This is a genomic window from Bifidobacterium choerinum (assembly GCF_000741135.1).
Classification (GTDB): domain Bacteria; phylum Actinomycetota; class Actinomycetes; order Actinomycetales; family Bifidobacteriaceae; genus Bifidobacterium; species Bifidobacterium choerinum.
Genome location: NZ_JGYU01000010.1, coordinates 1 through 15,144 on the forward strand (window position 1 = coordinate 1; position 15,144 = coordinate 15,144).

At 64.6% G+C, this 15,144-nt stretch carries 9 protein-coding genes, 2 tRNA genes and 1 rRNA gene; 2 read left to right on the forward strand and 10 right to left on the reverse strand.

All coding sequences use genetic code 11. From position 1 onward, the window contains the following. Nucleotides 1-338 (reverse strand): 16S ribosomal RNA (locus BCHO_RS07040); the annotation flags it as partial. Nucleotides 339-1,079: 741 nt separating this feature from the next. Between BCHO_RS07040 and BCHO_RS07045 the strand changes: the two genes are divergently transcribed. Both BCHO_RS07045 and BCHO_RS07050 read left to right on the forward strand, forming a co-directional pair. Continuing rightward, a tRNA-Val gene (locus BCHO_RS07045) sits at nt 1,080-1,151 on the forward strand. A gap of 24 nt (nt 1,152-1,175) precedes the next feature. After that, a tRNA-Gly gene (locus BCHO_RS07050) sits at nt 1,176-1,251 on the forward strand. 60 nt (nt 1,252-1,311) lie between these two features. Here the strand turns inward: BCHO_RS07050 and BCHO_RS07055 are convergent. The 9 genes from BCHO_RS07055 to BCHO_RS07095 all read right to left on the reverse strand — a co-directional run bounded on the left by BCHO_RS07055 (nt 1,312) and on the right by BCHO_RS07095 (nt 15,082). Beyond that, on the reverse strand, nt 1,312-3,417 hold the full coding sequence (locus BCHO_RS07055; RefSeq protein WP_024540492.1) for an elongation factor G: 2,106 nt from the start codon (nt 3,415-3,417) through the stop codon (nt 1,312-1,314). 122 nt (nt 3,418-3,539) lie between these two features. Beyond that, nucleotides 3,540-5,039 carry a basic amino acid/polyamine antiporter gene (locus BCHO_RS07060; RefSeq protein ID WP_024540491.1) on the reverse strand — a complete coding sequence of 500 codons (1,500 nt, stop codon included), beginning with the start codon at nt 5,037-5,039 and terminating at the stop codon, nt 3,540-3,542. Between the two features lie 119 nt (nt 5,040-5,158). After that, nucleotides 5,159-5,647 (reverse strand): hypothetical protein, encoded by a 489-nt coding sequence (locus tag BCHO_RS07065; protein WP_024540490.1) that lies wholly within the window; start codon nt 5,645-5,647, stop codon nt 5,159-5,161. Nucleotides 5,648-5,823: 176 nt separating this feature from the next. After that, the gene (locus tag BCHO_RS08865) at nt 5,824-6,828 is read right to left on the reverse strand and encodes a class C sortase (protein ID WP_024540489.1); all 1,005 of its coding nucleotides are present in this window, start codon (nt 6,826-6,828) and stop codon (nt 5,824-5,826) included. A 231-nt stretch (nt 6,829-7,059) separates the two neighbouring features. After that, the gene (locus BCHO_RS07075) at nt 7,060-8,661 is read right to left on the reverse strand and encodes a SpaA isopeptide-forming pilin-related protein (protein ID WP_024540488.1); all 1,602 of its coding nucleotides are present in this window, start codon (nt 8,659-8,661) and stop codon (nt 7,060-7,062) included. Nucleotides 8,662-8,673: 12 nt separating this feature from the next. After that, on the reverse strand, nt 8,674-8,964 hold the full coding sequence (locus BCHO_RS07080; RefSeq protein ID WP_024540487.1) for a hypothetical protein: 291 nt from the start codon (nt 8,962-8,964) through the stop codon (nt 8,674-8,676). A gap of 518 nt (nt 8,965-9,482) precedes the next feature. After that, entirely contained in the window at nt 9,483-12,803 is a 3,321-nt protein-coding gene (gene ileS, locus BCHO_RS07085; protein WP_024540486.1) for a mupirocin-resistant isoleucine--tRNA ligase, read from the reverse strand. Nucleotides 12,804-13,160: 357 nt separating this feature from the next. Next, nucleotides 13,161-13,847: a PspA/IM30 family protein gene (locus BCHO_RS07090; protein WP_024540485.1), complete on the reverse strand. Its 687-nt coding sequence runs from the start codon at nt 13,845-13,847 to the stop codon at nt 13,161-13,163. Further along, a complete protein-coding gene (locus BCHO_RS07095) occupies nt 13,847-15,082 on the reverse strand; it encodes a hypothetical protein (RefSeq protein WP_024540484.1) in 1,236 nt (411 codons plus the stop codon). The genes BCHO_RS07090 and BCHO_RS07095 overlap by 1 nt, the downstream gene beginning before the upstream one ends. Nucleotides 15,083-15,144 lie beyond the last annotated feature (62 nt).

Sequence of the window (15,144 nt, forward strand, 5' to 3'; positions counted from 1 at the left end):
TCTGGGCCGTATCTCAGTCCCAATGTGGCCGGTCACCCTCTCAGGCCGGCTACCCGTCAACGCCTTGGTGGGCCGTCACCCCGCCAACAAGCTGATAGGACGCGACCCCATCCCATGCCGCAAAAGCATTTCCCACACCCCCATGCGAAGGTGCGGAGCATCCGGCATTACCACCCGTTTCCAGGAGCTATTCCGGTGCATGGGCAGGTTGGTCACGCATTACTCACCCGTTCGCCACTCTCACCAGCCAAGCAAAGCCCGGCCGGATCCCGTTCGACTTGCATGTGTTAAGCACGCCGCCAGCGTTCATCCTGAGCCAGAATCGAACCCTCCACAAAAAACCTTCATGAAGAGCCAAACGGCCCCAAAAGAAAAAGACGGACCATCCAATAAGGAAGGACGGTCACACAAAAACCCCGACACCCATCAAACCCCCTCGGGTACCACACGGGCGGGCATCGGACTGGCAATCAAAGACCACCACACAACCAACAAAGGCCATGTGATGAAGTAGTACAGTACACACTATTGAGTTCTCAAACCACCACACACACCCACAACCACACCAATCAACCAGACCGGCAAGCCGTGAGCGGCAGCAAGAAGAAAACTTACACCACCCCAAACCAAAACGCAACCCACACCACCAAAACCCAACAAACACAACCCCTCCACGGCGTGTCGCAAACCACCACAACCACACCCCAACCCGTCCAGTCCACCCACGCTACGCCCCACCCCAGCGAACGCCACCGGAAAGGAACATGCCAACCGCAATCACACAGACCCACCTCAACGAACGTCACCGGCGAGGAACGTACCAACTACGTTCGCGCAGAGAGGTCTTAGCGAACATGACCGGCGCCAACCTCACCAGCCGCGTTCACTCAGCCGGGCACAGCGAACACATCGGGCACGAACCGCGCAGGTCATGTTCGCCCGGGCGGCCCCCAGCGAACATCAGCAGGAAGGAACGCACCGGCGGGTATCGTAAACGGCGAAAATCAGGGCGCGACACGCCGAAGAGGCCATCGGATTTGGCAAATCGGCGACCATCGGGTAAGTTTACTTCTCGGCCCGGGCGGTTGGCGCAGTGGTAGCGCACTTCCCTGACACGGAAGGGGTCACAAGTTCGAATCTTGTATCGCCCACGAAACCGGTTTCCGGTTGACTTTGCGGACATAGCTTAGTTGGTAAAGCGCGACCTTGCCAAGGTCGAGACCGCGGGTTCGAGTCCCGTTGTCCGCTCCACCACAAGCCCCCCATTCGGGGGCTTTTCTCATATCCGGAACCGGCCGCCAGTCGCCCCCCTCATTCTTCCCGCATCGCCACATGGCAGAACTGCGGAACCTTGTACCACTTGACCGGGTAGCCGGCGCCGTGCGCGCAGAACACCGAATCGGGCGTATGCTCCAGGTCGGCTTCCGGATCGTAGCCGCTCTCCTCCACCACTTCGGCTTCGTTGTGGCATGCGCGGTACCCGGCGAAGGTCAGTGCCAGCCGTCCGCGTCCGTGCGAGTAGGCGTGCACGTCCATCGCATAGTCGCGCATCGCGCTGACCGGTGCCACGCCTTCCAAGATCGCGTAGTCGCCGTCGGTCCGCGGCGCCTCGCTTTCGCCGCTCATCCGCTGCACGTCGCTCATCGCGCGACCGATCGATTCCTGCGGCAGCTCAAGACGGAACCGATACCACGGTTCGAGTAGCCTGCAGTTGCCGACTCCCCTGATGCGAGCGCCGCGACGACTAACACCCTCCGCACCGTCCGTACTAACACCATCGCCATCTCCCTCATCCTCGCGCACGTCGCCGCCGAAGCGGCGCGCCACATCGAGTTCGGTACAATCGGTCGGCACGCCGGCGCGCGATTCCATCAGTCCCATGCGCAGCGCGCGGTACGTCGCCTGCCTGAAATCACCGCCTTCGGTGTGCTTGAGGTGGCCGCGTCCGCCGATGATCGTGATGCGCATGTCAGTGATCGGCGCGCCGACGAGCACGCCGAGATGTTCACGTTCGCGCAGATGCTGGAGGATGAGCCGCTGCCAGTTGCGGTCGAGTTCGTTTTCGCTCACGTCGCTGGCGAACTGCAGTCCCGCGCCCGCTTCGAGCGGTTCGAGCAGCAGATGCACTTCAGCGTAGTGGCGCAGCGGTTCGAAATGCCCGACGCCTTCGACCGGCGCGCCGATCGTCTCCTTGTACAGGATTGACCCTTCTCCGAATCCGACGTCGAGTCCGAAACGGTCGTGCATGAGCTGTTCGATGACTTCGAGCTGCACGGCGCCCATGAGCTGCACGTGCGCCTCCTGCAGCCGTTCCTGCCAGACGACGTGCAGCAGCGGCTCTTCGTCCTCGAGTTCGCGCAGCGCGAGCAGGCATCGGTGCACATCGTTGTCACCGGGCAGCAGCGTGTACGTGAGCACGGGCTGCAGCGTCGGGTCGCCCGCGTCCTCTTCGATGCCGAATCCCTCCCCCGGGAACGTGCGTTCGGGTCCGCTCACCGCGCACACGGTGCCTGCGGGCGCCGTGTCCGTCGTCGTGCTTTTCGCGCCGGACACGCTGCGCACCTCGTCGACCTTCTCGCCGTCCGCGTCGCCGTCCTTCGCCGGCAGCACCATCTTCGCCTTCAATTCGCCGCCGGTCACCTTCATCCAGCTCAGTCGTCGACCCTGCGCGTCGTGGGAGATCTTGAACACGCGCGCGCCGAAGCGCTGCGGATACCGCGGCTGGCGCGCGTAGTGCGCGAAGCCGCCGAGCAATGCGTCGACGCCGTCCATGTGCAGCGCGGCGCCGTGGTAGACGGGGAACACGCGACGCGCGGCGATGAGCTCGCGGATGAGTTCGACGTCGACGACGCTGGTTTCGAGATATGCGTCCATCGCGCGTTCGCTCTGCATCGCGATGTCCTCGAAGCTCTGCGCAGCCAATGCGCCGACATCCTCGGCATCTGCGGGCGTGAAGTCGATGCAGCCGTCACCGAAGCGACTGCGCAGCTGCGCGAGCGTGCGCTCCACATCGGCGCCGGTCGCATCGCTTTTGTTGATGAAGACGAAGGTCGGCACCTCGTACTGTCCGAGCAGGCGGAACAACGTCTGTGTGTGCCCCTGGATGCCGTCGACGGCGGAAACGACGAGGATCGCATAGTCGAGCACCTGCAATGTGCGTTCGGTCTCGGCGGAGAAATCGACGTGCCCGGGCGTGTCGAGCAATGTGAGTTCGAGGTCGCCGTCCGTGATGATCGCCGGCTCCGTGTAGATCGTGATGCCGCGGGCGCGTTCGATCGCGTTCGTATCGAGGAACGCGTCGCCGTGGTCGACACGGCCGAGCCTGCGCGTCACACCGGACGCGTACAGCAGCGCCTCGGACAGCGTCGTCTTGCCCGCGTCCACATGGGCGACGACGCCCGCCACGATTCGTTTCATCCGCGTTCCTTCCATTCATGCCGCGTTCCGCGCGCCCGCCACATGATTCGCCGATCGTATCTGCATAGTCGATTGCGCAAATCAACAGTCGATTGTATGACGACGGCACGCCGCCGGCGTCATCACGCACCTGTGAACAGGCCGACGTGCAGCGTGTACAGCAGCCCGCACACGCCGCCCACAACGATGACGGCGAACAGCGCGCGCTCCTTCACGCTGAACAGCGCGCGCAATTCGACATCCGGAGCATGCTGGCGACGCGCGAGCGTGAAGATCGGCAATCCGGCGGCGAACAACGCGCAGGCGACCATCAGATATTCGAGACCGGCCGCGTAGACGAGAAATAGCGAGAACAGCGAGCCGAGTACGCCGGTCGTCAGGGCGCGCCGACGAGTGACGTCGGCGTGCGCGTCGAACAACGCGCGCTCGCGCACGGCAACCTTCCACAGATACAGGCAGCACAGCAGATAGCACGGCATCGACATGACCGACGTGATCGAGATCATCACGTTCCATGCGTCGCCGCGTACGAAACGGCACAGGATGAACAGCAGCTGGCATGTGCAGGCCGTCAGCAGGATGCCGCCCTTCGGCGCGCCGTGCTGGTTCGTCGTCAGGAACGCGCGCGGCCAGATGCCGTCGCGCGCGCCGAACAGCGGCATCTGGCTGATCATCAGCATCCACACGAGCCATGCGAACAGGACGCTGACGATGACGCCGACGTTGACCATGACGGCACCCCACATGCCGAAACGCTGCTCCATGATCATCGACATCGACGGATTCGCCATGCCGGCGATGCGCTGCTGCCCGTAGACGCCGAGCGGCAGCATCGACACGAGGAAATACAGGACGAGCACGGCGAGATAGCCGGCGATAGTCGCGCGCGACACGGCCTTCGGCGAGCGCGCGCTGCCGGAGACGACGACGGCGCCCTCCATGCCGATGAACAGCCACAGCGTCACGAGCATCGAATCGCGCATCTGCGCGAACAGGTCGGAGGCGTGGAACGCGAGCGCCGTGCCGTCGGGCGCCTGCCCCCAGAAGTCGGCGCGCATTATCGCGGGGTTGAACACGGCGCACAGCGCGACGATGAAGACGACGACCGGCACGATCTTGCATATCGTGCCGACGACGTTGATGGCGGCGCCAGTGCGTGTGCCGAGCATCGCAACGGCCGTCATGATCCACAGGATCGCCGACGCGCCGATGATCGAGGCCGTGTTGTTGCCATCGGTGAAGACGCCGGGCATGAAGACGTCGAGCGTCGACATGATGAGCACGCCGTACGCGACGATCGAGAAGCAGTTGCACAGCCAGTACCCGTAGCCGACGAGGAATCCGATGAATCTGCCGAATCCCTGACGCGCGTAGGTGTACAGGCCGTCCTTGAGTTCGGGTTTGATTTCGGTGAGCGTGCGGAAGGTGTCGACGATGAACCACATGCCGACGCCGGTGACGGCCCATGCGAGCAGCTGTCCGCCCGCCCCGGCGCGCGCGGCCATGTTCTGCGGGAGGCTAAAGACGCCGCCGCCGACCATCGCGGAGATGACGAGCGCGAACAGTCCGAGGAATCCGACCGATCCCGCCGATCCGCTCGCGTGTTCGGTGTCCTTGTGCATGTCCCGGTGCATGTTCCGCGCCCCGCGTTTCCTTCGACGACCGTTGTTACGCCGCCATCGTAGTGCATCGCGGGACGTTATGCCGACGGCGGGCGCGCAATCGCCGCCGGCGCGCGCCGTCAGTCGTCGACGACGATCTTCATGCGGTCGAAGGCGGCCTTCGCCGCATCCTCGGAGGCGTTGCCTTCCAGGAGGACGACGGTCGCGCTGTCCTTGACCTTGACGACGTAGTTGTGTTCGGTCGCGTCGTCGACGGCTTCCTGCCAGAAGATGAAGTCGTTGCCGTTGCGTTCGCCTTCGTTGAGGATCTCGGCGGTGTCGTCGCCGTCGATCTGCTCACGGTAGAGTTCGTAGCCCTCCTCATGCAGGAACGAGCCCTCGAAGATCTCCTCGCCGTCCTTCGTAACCTCGAAGGGCACCTTGCCGGTGATGTCGTAGCCGTCGGTGACATCGAGCGTGACCTTGATCGCGTCGCCGGTGTCGACGTTGAAGGTGTATGACTTGTCCGCGTGCGCCTTGACGCCGCACGCCCCCATCGTGACGACGACCGCCGCTGCCGCGCACATCGCCGCGATCCTCTTCGCGATCGTTCCGCCTGTGATACGCATCCCTCTGTCTTCCTTTCCTTGACGTCATGGACGTGCGGCCGCTCACGTCCGCGCATTCCGGCGTCACGGGAGGCCACCGTGCCACCCTACGGCACGGCGCGCGCCTTGCGCCGCCGCGATTCCATCGCGTGGGCACCGCCCGTCCTCATCGCGGACACGTTCGCCCGTCGTGTCACCTATGTCGACGACGTCGCCGACTTCTGCGCCGTCACCTTCCGACGCTTCGCGCGGAGCCGACTGAAGACAATCGCGGCGACGAGCAGCACGAGGAAGACGACGACGGCGACGGCCGCGGCGATGAGCCGTCCGTCCTTCTGCGTCGACGCCGGCGCGATCTTCGCCGGGATCGGCTCGCGCACGCCCGTCACGAGCAGCCTGTGCGAGTTGACGCCGAGCGGCGTGCAGGTGACGAGCGTGATCGTCGCCGGACCGTCGCGGTATCGCGAGCGCAGTTCGCGCAACGTCGATTCCATCTGCTCGGGGCGGATCGTGCGGATGTCGCTGACGCGGTAGCCTTGTTCGCCGCCGAGCACGTCCATGTAGAAGACGCCGCCCTTGCACAGTTCGCCGAGCCGCGTGAACAGCATGCCCTGCACGCCTCCCGAATGCGCGGCGAGCACTGAGTAGGTGTGGTCGTCGCCGATCGGCATTGCCGTGCCGTAGATGTGTCCAGCGCCTTCGTCGAGCACGTCATCGAGCGTCGTGTGGTAGACGGGGATGTCCACCGAGATCTTCGGGATGAGCAGGCGCGCCATGCCGCCGCGTCCGTCCACGTTGAGCGTGTGCCGGTAGTCCATGTCGAGCGTTTCGACGGCCACGCCTTCCTCGTTTTCGGCGTCCGCCGGGATGCGGCCGTTGAATCGCGTTCCGAGCACGGCGTTGTAGCGTTGCGCGCGCTTGTAGGCGCCTTGGCGGCTTTCGTCGGGCCATGTCGCCGGAGCGGATGCGATGTTGGCGGCCGCCTCGCGCGCGAGCATGTCGTTGTGCACGAGCGCGCCGACGACCCAGGCGAGCAAGAGCGCGGCGATGATGTAGCACGCCCATCCGGCGATCGCGAAGGCTGCCGTGACCGGGTCGCGTCTGTCGAGGTCACGCCGGATACGCGGCGCGAAGAGAGCGCCGTGCCGCGCGCTACAGTACCGTTCCCGTCGTCCCATCATCTGCTCCCGTCCGGTCGTCATATGTTGCCGCCGTGCTCCCCACTGTAGCTGCCGCGGCCACTGTAAGCTTCACGCAGCCGTCTGTGCAGATGACCTGCACAGACGACCTATGCAGCCAATGCAAGGGAAACGGCCCCTCGCAGCGACCCTCGAAAGAGAGGTCGTGCACGAGGGGCCGTCCCCGGCGTTTCTGGTAATCGGCTGACTCATGCGTGCTCACGCATGCCGGTCAGCTCTCCGACGCCGCTCGGCTCACGCCCTGTTGCGGCGCATGCGTGCCACGATGAGGCAGACGGCGCCGGTGAGCGCGAGCGCGACGACGACGGCGAGCACAATCGTGATCTCACCGCCGGTCTTCGCGAAGTCGGAGGCGTTCGTCGTGTTCTCGACGCGGATCGTCGAACCTTCGAAGCGGGTCGTCGTGACCTGCGTCGTCGTGCCGTCGGCGGCGGTCTTCATCGTCGTGCCGGTCACGACGGTGCCGTTGAGCACGCCGGAGTCGGAGGAGTCAACGAAGTTCGTGAAGTCGGCGCCGCTTGTCGCATTGCCATTGATCTTGTAGGCGACGCCTGTCATCGTGTTCGCCGTGTACTGCGGCGTGACGGTGAGCGTGAACGTGACCGGCGTCTTGCCGAGGATGTAGCCGGTAGGCGCCTTCTGCTCGGTGAAGGTGTAGGTCGTCGGGTCGGTCGAATCGCCGCCGAGGCCGACGAGTTCGACCAATGACGTGTTCGACGTGATCTGGTTCGCGTTCGCGCGCGTTGACGTCGGGTCGACGCTGTAGACGGAGCCGTCGGCGTTCACGTCGAAGTTCACAGGGTTGCCGTTCGTGTCGGTCACGGCGAACACGGCGCCGGAGAGCACTGTCGCCGGCGTGGCGTACTTGATCTTCTGCAGCGGCAGGGCGGCAACGTAGATGTTCTTCGTGTCGTCGGCGCTGCCGTTGCCGTGCCGCGAGCTGTCGGAGGGGCTGTTCGAGAAGTTGACGCTCGCCTTGTTCGTCGTCGTGTCGACCGTCACGTCGGTGACGACGCCGGTGTAGGTGACCTTGATCGAGTCGCCGCTCAGATCAACCGGCTTGGCCAACGTGACGGTGAACCCACCGCCGTCGGTCGGCGTGACCGTATAGTCGGTGTCCTTCGTGAGCGTCGTGGTCTCCAGGGTCGAGCCGTCGGTCTTCGTTGCCGTCACCTTGATCGAATCAATCGCGAGCGTCAGGTTCGTCGGCGCATCGGTGATCGAGAACTTCGGGTTTGTCCAGTTCGTGTATTCGTCGTAGTTCGGCACGTTCGTCGTGATCGTGAACGTGCGTTCCGACTTGGCGCGGGCGAGCTCGTCCTTGATGGCCTTGCCGTCGGCGTCGGTGACGTCCTTGCCGACCACGACCTTTTCGGCCTTGAGGTAGAGCTCACCGAGGTCGTAGGTCGTCGCCGGCGTCGTGGACGTGTCCTCGACCTGATTGATCACCGTACCGTCGGCGCTGTATGCCGTGCCGGTGACCATCGCGCGCGCGATGGTCGATTGGGACTGCGCCGTCGTGGAGGCTTCGGTGATCAGATAGAGGCCTTCGGCCGGGAGGTTCGTGAAGACGACCTTGTCGTCGGAGGTGCCTGTCACCGTTGCACTGGGGGTCGTGAGCTTGCCGGCTGCGGCCTGCGCGAAGCGGCGCATGAGCGGCTGGTTGGCATGCGTGTTGCCGTACGCATCGGTGCCGCTGCCGTAGAAGTAGCGCGAGACGAACTGCAGCGGCGTGAGGTTGGCCGCGTTCCCCTTGAACGTGCAGGAGGTGGCGCTCCCGCTGCCGGTGCAGCTCATGACGTCCTTGAGCGTCGAGTCCAGATTGATGCCGGCCACGGACTGGTTGATCTATCCCATGACGTCGCTGTCGCTCACGCCGTTGGCGTTTTTGAGGCTGTAGCCGCTGATCGCCGTCTTCGCGGCGTTGAGCGTCACGTCTTCGTAGGAGCCGAGTTCGTAGGCGTTGAATGTGCGTCCGTTGACCGATGGGGCGATCATGTTGTTGCTGTTGACGGCCGTAGGCGAATTGATCGTGATCTGAGCCGCCCCGTCCTCGGCGGCATAGGCGCTCGAAGCCGTCATGGCTCCGAGCGCGAGCATCGCGGCGGCCGCGACGATTGCGGCGGCCGACCTTGCCATTGAATGAGTGTTCATCATGCACCGACTTTCTTCCCGTTATCACTACAGGGTTTCCTCGGCAAATGATGGCCACTCGGCCGTGCGGATTTCTCGTCATCCCCCGCGCGGCCTCGCACCGCACACCTTCCGGTGATTCCCATGGTGTCTCCGATGGAGTTCCATCGTTGATTCCAATCGTAGGGAAGTTTGCGTCGGTTTGGGAAACTTGCGGCGGGAGAACAAACTCACCTATTCCGCCGAAAAAACGGCACGATTTCGCCGTTTTCTCACCTGTGGATGGAATCTGCGGGCACTGTCCAGACATTTCGTCGTCCGGTATCTGATAACGCTGAAGCGTGTCCTCGCGCGCCCCAGAGCACGAGTATGCAAACGGCGAATCACGGCACACGTGCGCCGATTTTCTGCTCCTGCGGCCACGCGCGCACGGCCCGGATATGCGGGCCATGCGGACGGCGGCCCGCATGCACGCCCCCATCGGGCATGCGCGCGGACCGCCGTCTTGTGGTGGCGATCAGGGCTCAGGCCTTGCTCACCTCGGCCTTGAGGACGTCGCCTTCCTCGAGCTTCATCGATGTGGCGAGCGTCTCGGACGTGATGAGGTCCTTGAACGCCTCGACCTTCGCGACATCGTCCTGCGGCACGCTCAGCGTCAGGTCGATGCGGTCGGTCACGTCGAGTCCGGCGGCCTTGCGCGCGTCCTGCACGGCGCGGATGACGTCGCGCGCGTAGCCTTCGGCGATGAGCGCGTCGTCGAGCGCGAGGTCGAGGATGACGAATCCGCCCGACGGCAGGATCGACGACGCCGAGTTGGCGCGTTCGGACGCGTCCGCCTCCTCGACGCGGCGCGTGATGTCGTATTCGTCGCCCTGCAGCGTGATCTCACCGTCCGGCGTCTCGATGACCGGGTCGCCGGTCTTCGGATCGGCATGCCATGCGCCGCTCTTCGACGCCTTGATTGCGAACTGCACCTGCTTGCCTAGACGCGGGCCGGCGGCGCGCGCGTTGACTTTGAGCTCCTCGACGATCTTGAGGCCGTGTTCGGCCGCCTCGTCGAGCATCAGGTAGTCGATCGCCTTGATGTTGAGCTCGCTCTTGAGCAGCGCGTCGTAGACGTCGACCTGCGACGGTTCATCGACGACAACGGTCAGCTTCGCAAGCGGCTGGCGCACGCGCATCTTGTTGGCCTTGCGCAGCGACAGCGTCGCCGAGACGATCTCGCGCACCTTGTCCATCGCGGCGACGAGCGCGCCGTTCTCCTGGAGCACCCGTCCCAGCTCGGTGTCGGCGCCGGTGTCGGGATCGGTCAGATACGGCCAGTCGCCCAGATGCACCGATTCGCCGCCGGTCAGGCCGCGCCACACGGCCTCGGCCTCCATCGGGGCGAGCGGCGCGAGCACGCGCATGAACGCCTCGAGCGCCGTGTACAGCGTGTTGAACGCGTTCTCGTCCTCGTTCCAGAAGCGGTCGCGCGAGTTGCGGATGTACCAGTTCGTCAGCATGTCGATGTAGTCGGCGACCGCGTCGCATGCGTCGGAGATCGCGAAGGCGTCCATGTCGCGGGTCACGTCGGCGATGAGCTGACGCGTGCGGGCGAGCAGGTAGCGGTCCATCTGCGCGAGGCCGTCGACCTCGTCGGGGCGCACGCGGCGCGCGTCGTAGCCGTTGCCGTCGTTCGCGGCGTTCGCATACAGCGTGAAGAAGTAGTACGAGCTCCACACCGGCAGCATGATCTGACGGACCGTGTCGCGGATGCCCTCGGAGGTCACGATGAGGTTGCCGCCGCGCAGGATCGGCGAACTCATCAGGAACCAGCGCATCGCGTCGGAGCCATACTTATTGAACACGCCGTTGACGTCCGGATAGTTGCGCAGGTGCTTGCTCATCTTCTGGCCGTCGTCACCGAGCACGATGCCATGGCAGATGACGTTCTTGAACGCCGGCTTGTCGAACAGCGCAGTCGCCATGACATGCAGCAGATAGAACCATCCGCGCGTCTGGCCGATGTACTCGACGATGAAATCGGACGGGAAGTGGTGCTCGAAGTACTCCTTGTTCTCAAAGGGGTAATGGAACTGCGCGAACGGCATCGAACCGGACTCGAACCAGCAGTCGAGCACATCGGTGATGCGGTGCATCGTCGACTTGCCGGTCGGATCGTCCGGATTCGGACGCGTCAGGTTGTCGATCCACGGACGGTGCATGTTGATGTTGCCGTCGTTGTCGCGCGGATAGTCGCCGAAGTCGCGCTTGAGTTCGTCGAGCGAACCGTAGACGTCGACGCGCGGGTACTTCGGGTCGTCGCTCACCCACACCGGGATCGGCGAGCCCCAGAAGCGATTGCGCGAGATCGACCAGTCGCGTGCGTTCGACAGCCACTTGCCGAACTGGCCGTCCTTGACGTTCTCCGGAATCCAGTTGATCTGCTGGTTGAGTTCGAGCAGACGCGGCTTGATCTTCGTGACCGAGACGAACCAGCTCGAGACCGGCTTGTAGATCAGCGGCGTGCCGCAGCGCCAGCAGTGCGGGTACGAATGCACGTAGCTCTTCTCCTGGAACAGCAGCGCGCGTTCGGCCTCGGGACGCTCGGCGAGCGGACCGTCGCCGGCACGCAGGTTGCGCAGGATCGGCAGATTCGCGTCGAATACGAACAGGCCTTCATAGTCCGGGCACAGCGACGTGAAGCGGCATGCGGCGTCGAGCACGTCGACGCTCCTGATGTCGTGCGCGTTGAGCGTGTTCATATCGTCCTCGCCGTAGGGCGCCTGATGCACGAGGCCGGTGCCTTCGGTCGTGTCGACGTAGTCGGCGGTGAGGATCTGGTACGCGTTCGGGCCCGGCGTGCCGTCCTCGGCCGTCGCGTCGGCGCCGGCGAAGTACGGGAAGATCGGATAGTAGCGCCAGCCGACCATGTCGCGGCCCTTGAGCTCGCGCACGATCTCGTAGTCCTCGCCGAGCTCCTTGTTGTAGGAGCCGAGCAGCGCCTTCGCGAAGTAGAACTTCTTGCCGGCGAATCGACCTTCCTTCGGGGCGACCTCGACGTAGTCGATGTCGTCGCCGACGACGACGGCGAAATTGGTCGGCAGCGTCCACGGCGTCGTCGTCCAGATGACGGCGTAGGCGTCGTCCTCGTCGCGCAGCTTGAGCGCGACCGAGACGGTCGTGTCCTGACGGTCCTGATAGACGTCGGCATCCATACGCAGCTCGTGCGCCGAAAGCGGCGTCTGATCCTTCGGGCAGTACGGCAGCACACGGTAGCCCTTGTAGGCCAATCCCTTGTCGTAGAGCGTCTTGAACGCCCACATCACCGACTCCATATACGGGATGTCAAGCGTCTTGTAGCCGTGCTCGAAGTCGACCCAACGCGCCTGGCGGTGCACATAGTCGCGCCATTCGCCCACGTATTTGAGCACGGAGGCGCGGCAGGCGTCGTTGAACTTGTCGATGCCCATCTTCTCGATCTGATCGACCGAATCGATGCCGAGCTCCTTCTGCGCCTCGAGTTCGGCGGGCAGGCCGTGCGTGTCCCAGCCGAAGACGCGGTTGACCCGGCGCCCCTTCATCGTCTGATAACGCGGCACGACATCCTTCGCGTAGCCGGTCAGCAGATGGCCGTAGTGCGGCAGGCCGTTCGCGAAGGGCGGACCGTCGAAGAACACGAATTCATTGTCGCTGTTCTCGCCGGAGGGATTCTCATCGATGGATTTCTGGAAGGTGTCGTTCGTATCCCAGTACTGCAGCACATCCTCTTCGAGCTTGGGGAAATCCGGGTTCGGCGCCACGTTGGCGCTCTGTTCGCCGGATGCTGCCTTAGGGTACACGTGCTTTGGTGTTTCGCTCACCGTTGCTCCTCGTTCTTGCAGACTTCGGTTGCCTGCGAGGACGATGGACGCCTGCGCGGCCATGCGCGTCGTGCGCACGCCCGTGGGGCCGCCACCGCGGTACCACCTCGCTTGCCACATGCGCGCCGCGTCCGGCGACGTGCCCGTGACCGCTTGATTCGGCTGTGTCGGGCCGATCCCGTCGGTTCTACTGAGCCCGGCGGCATATGCGCCGGACCGTTCTTCCGAAGGCTCCCCGCTGATGACGGATCGTCGCCTATCGTGTGCCACTATAACACCGGCGCGGAATGATGTATTCCGCGCCGGTGTCTTCGTGGGATGGCCGCCTCGTCCGGCTCCCGCCGGCGGAGCACGCCGTCACTGCTGGGCGTCGCCGCCGTTGAGTTCGGCCTTGAGTCGGGCGAGTTCGTCGTCGACCGACGCGCTGCCGCCGGCGAGGTACTTGTTTGCGAGGTCCTCCTCGCTCGACTGCGAGTTGAGCTCGGCCGTCGCGTTCGCCTCGTTGAGCATCTGGTCGGCCTTCGCCTCCATGCGGTCGAAGGCGGCCTGGCTGCGCGAGCTCTTCGCCGTCGACTCGGTGGCCTTGTTGACGGTGTTCTGCGCCTTCGCGACGGCGACCTTCGCGTGCACGGCGGCGCGGCGCGCCTGCAGCCCGTTGATGTCGTTGACGAGCTTGTCGTGCATCTGGCGCATCTTCGCGGCGTTGTCCTCGGCGACCTGCGCGGCCTGCTCGAGCGACGGCAGCGTGCTCTCGTACTGCTGCTTGCGCGTGAGCAGCTGGCGTGCGTCGTCGTCGGCGCCGGCCTTGACGGCCGCCTTCGCCGCCGCCTCGTACTTCGCGATGTCGGCCTTGCATTCGTTGACCTGCTGGCGCGCGCTCGTGGCCGCGGCCATGACGCCGGCGGTCTCCTTCTTGACGGCGGCGAGGTCCTCGTTGAGGTCGAGCAGCATCTGATCCACCATCTTCGCCGGATCCTCCGCCTTGTCGAGCAAGGCGTTGATGTTGGCGCGCATGATGTCGCCGAATCGTTTCAGGATAGCCATTATCGTTGTCCTTTCTGGTCGTCCTGACTATATTTTTTCAAAATCGGGTCCTCCGCCTCCTCGAGCGGGGTGTTGACCATGCGTTCCACGTACGCTTCGTGTTCGCGCCGGCGCCTGATCACCATCCAGACGATGATGCCGATGATGACGAGCACGCCGATGACGATGACGGCGATGATGACCCATCTGAGCACATCGTTGGTCGTCGTCGTCTTCGTCATGATGCGGTCGGCCGTCGAGTCGAAGGTCCTGACGATCGCGTCGTCGGTGCTCATGTTGGAGTACCAGTACTGGTCGTAGTAGGCCCAGAAGATGTCGACCGCCTGCGCGTCCATCACCGTCGAGACGTTGCGTCCGTTGATGAGCACGCTGTGGCCCACGACGTTCTCGGAGTCCTTGTCGGCGAAGTACACGAGCAGCAGCGTGTCCTGGTTGTCGATGTGCTGCTTGTACCAGTCGCGCGCCCATGTCTCGCGCTGTTCGTCGGTCGTGAGGTCCGGGTTGTACTTCGCGAGCAGCACGTAGGGCTGAATGCCGGTCTTGTCGTAGAACGACTTGAGACCGCGCCCGGTCGCGCGCACATCAGTGATCCATCCGAGTTCGTCGTCGACGTCGTCGGCGTCGTAGGCGATGCCCGAATCGATCTTCTCGCGGTTGTAGGTGCTCGTCGGGATCGAGCCTCCGGAGCTGTTCGCGTCGTTCGTCCGGCTCGAGCATCCGAGGAAGCCGAGCAGGACGACGCAGGCGATCGCGATGGCGACGGCGACCGCCGTCAGCCAGCTCGGCCCCGATTTCGGGTTCCGGCCGCCGCCGTTGCCGCCGGTCGGGAACGGACCCGACCCGCCGCCGGACGCGCCGCCGCCGAACGGACCGCCGTAGGCGGCGCCGGTCGGCTGCTGCGTCGTGTGCATGCTGTCCTCGCTCATGTGCGGCACCTCGATGTGCGCATGCTGGCGGGAACGGCGTTCCTGGTCCCTGCCGTAGGCGACGCCGATGCCGAAGTTGATCAGATCGCCCAGGTCGATGCCCGAACGATACCGCGGATGACTGTCGTGATAACGGCGCGGCGGCGGACCGCCGAATCCTCCGAAGCCGCCGAAATCGCCGAAGCCGCCGCCCGAATCCATGCCCGGGCGCCGCCCGGTGCCGCGCGGGCCGTGCGAACTGGCGCGCAGGCCGTCGTCGTGGCTGCTCGACGACGGTCCGGGACCGTCGCCGCTCCCCGGTCTTGGCATGGCCTCCTCCTTGCTGCCCGTCGTTATTCGATCCTGCGCGTCCGGCGCCTTCGTCGACGCCG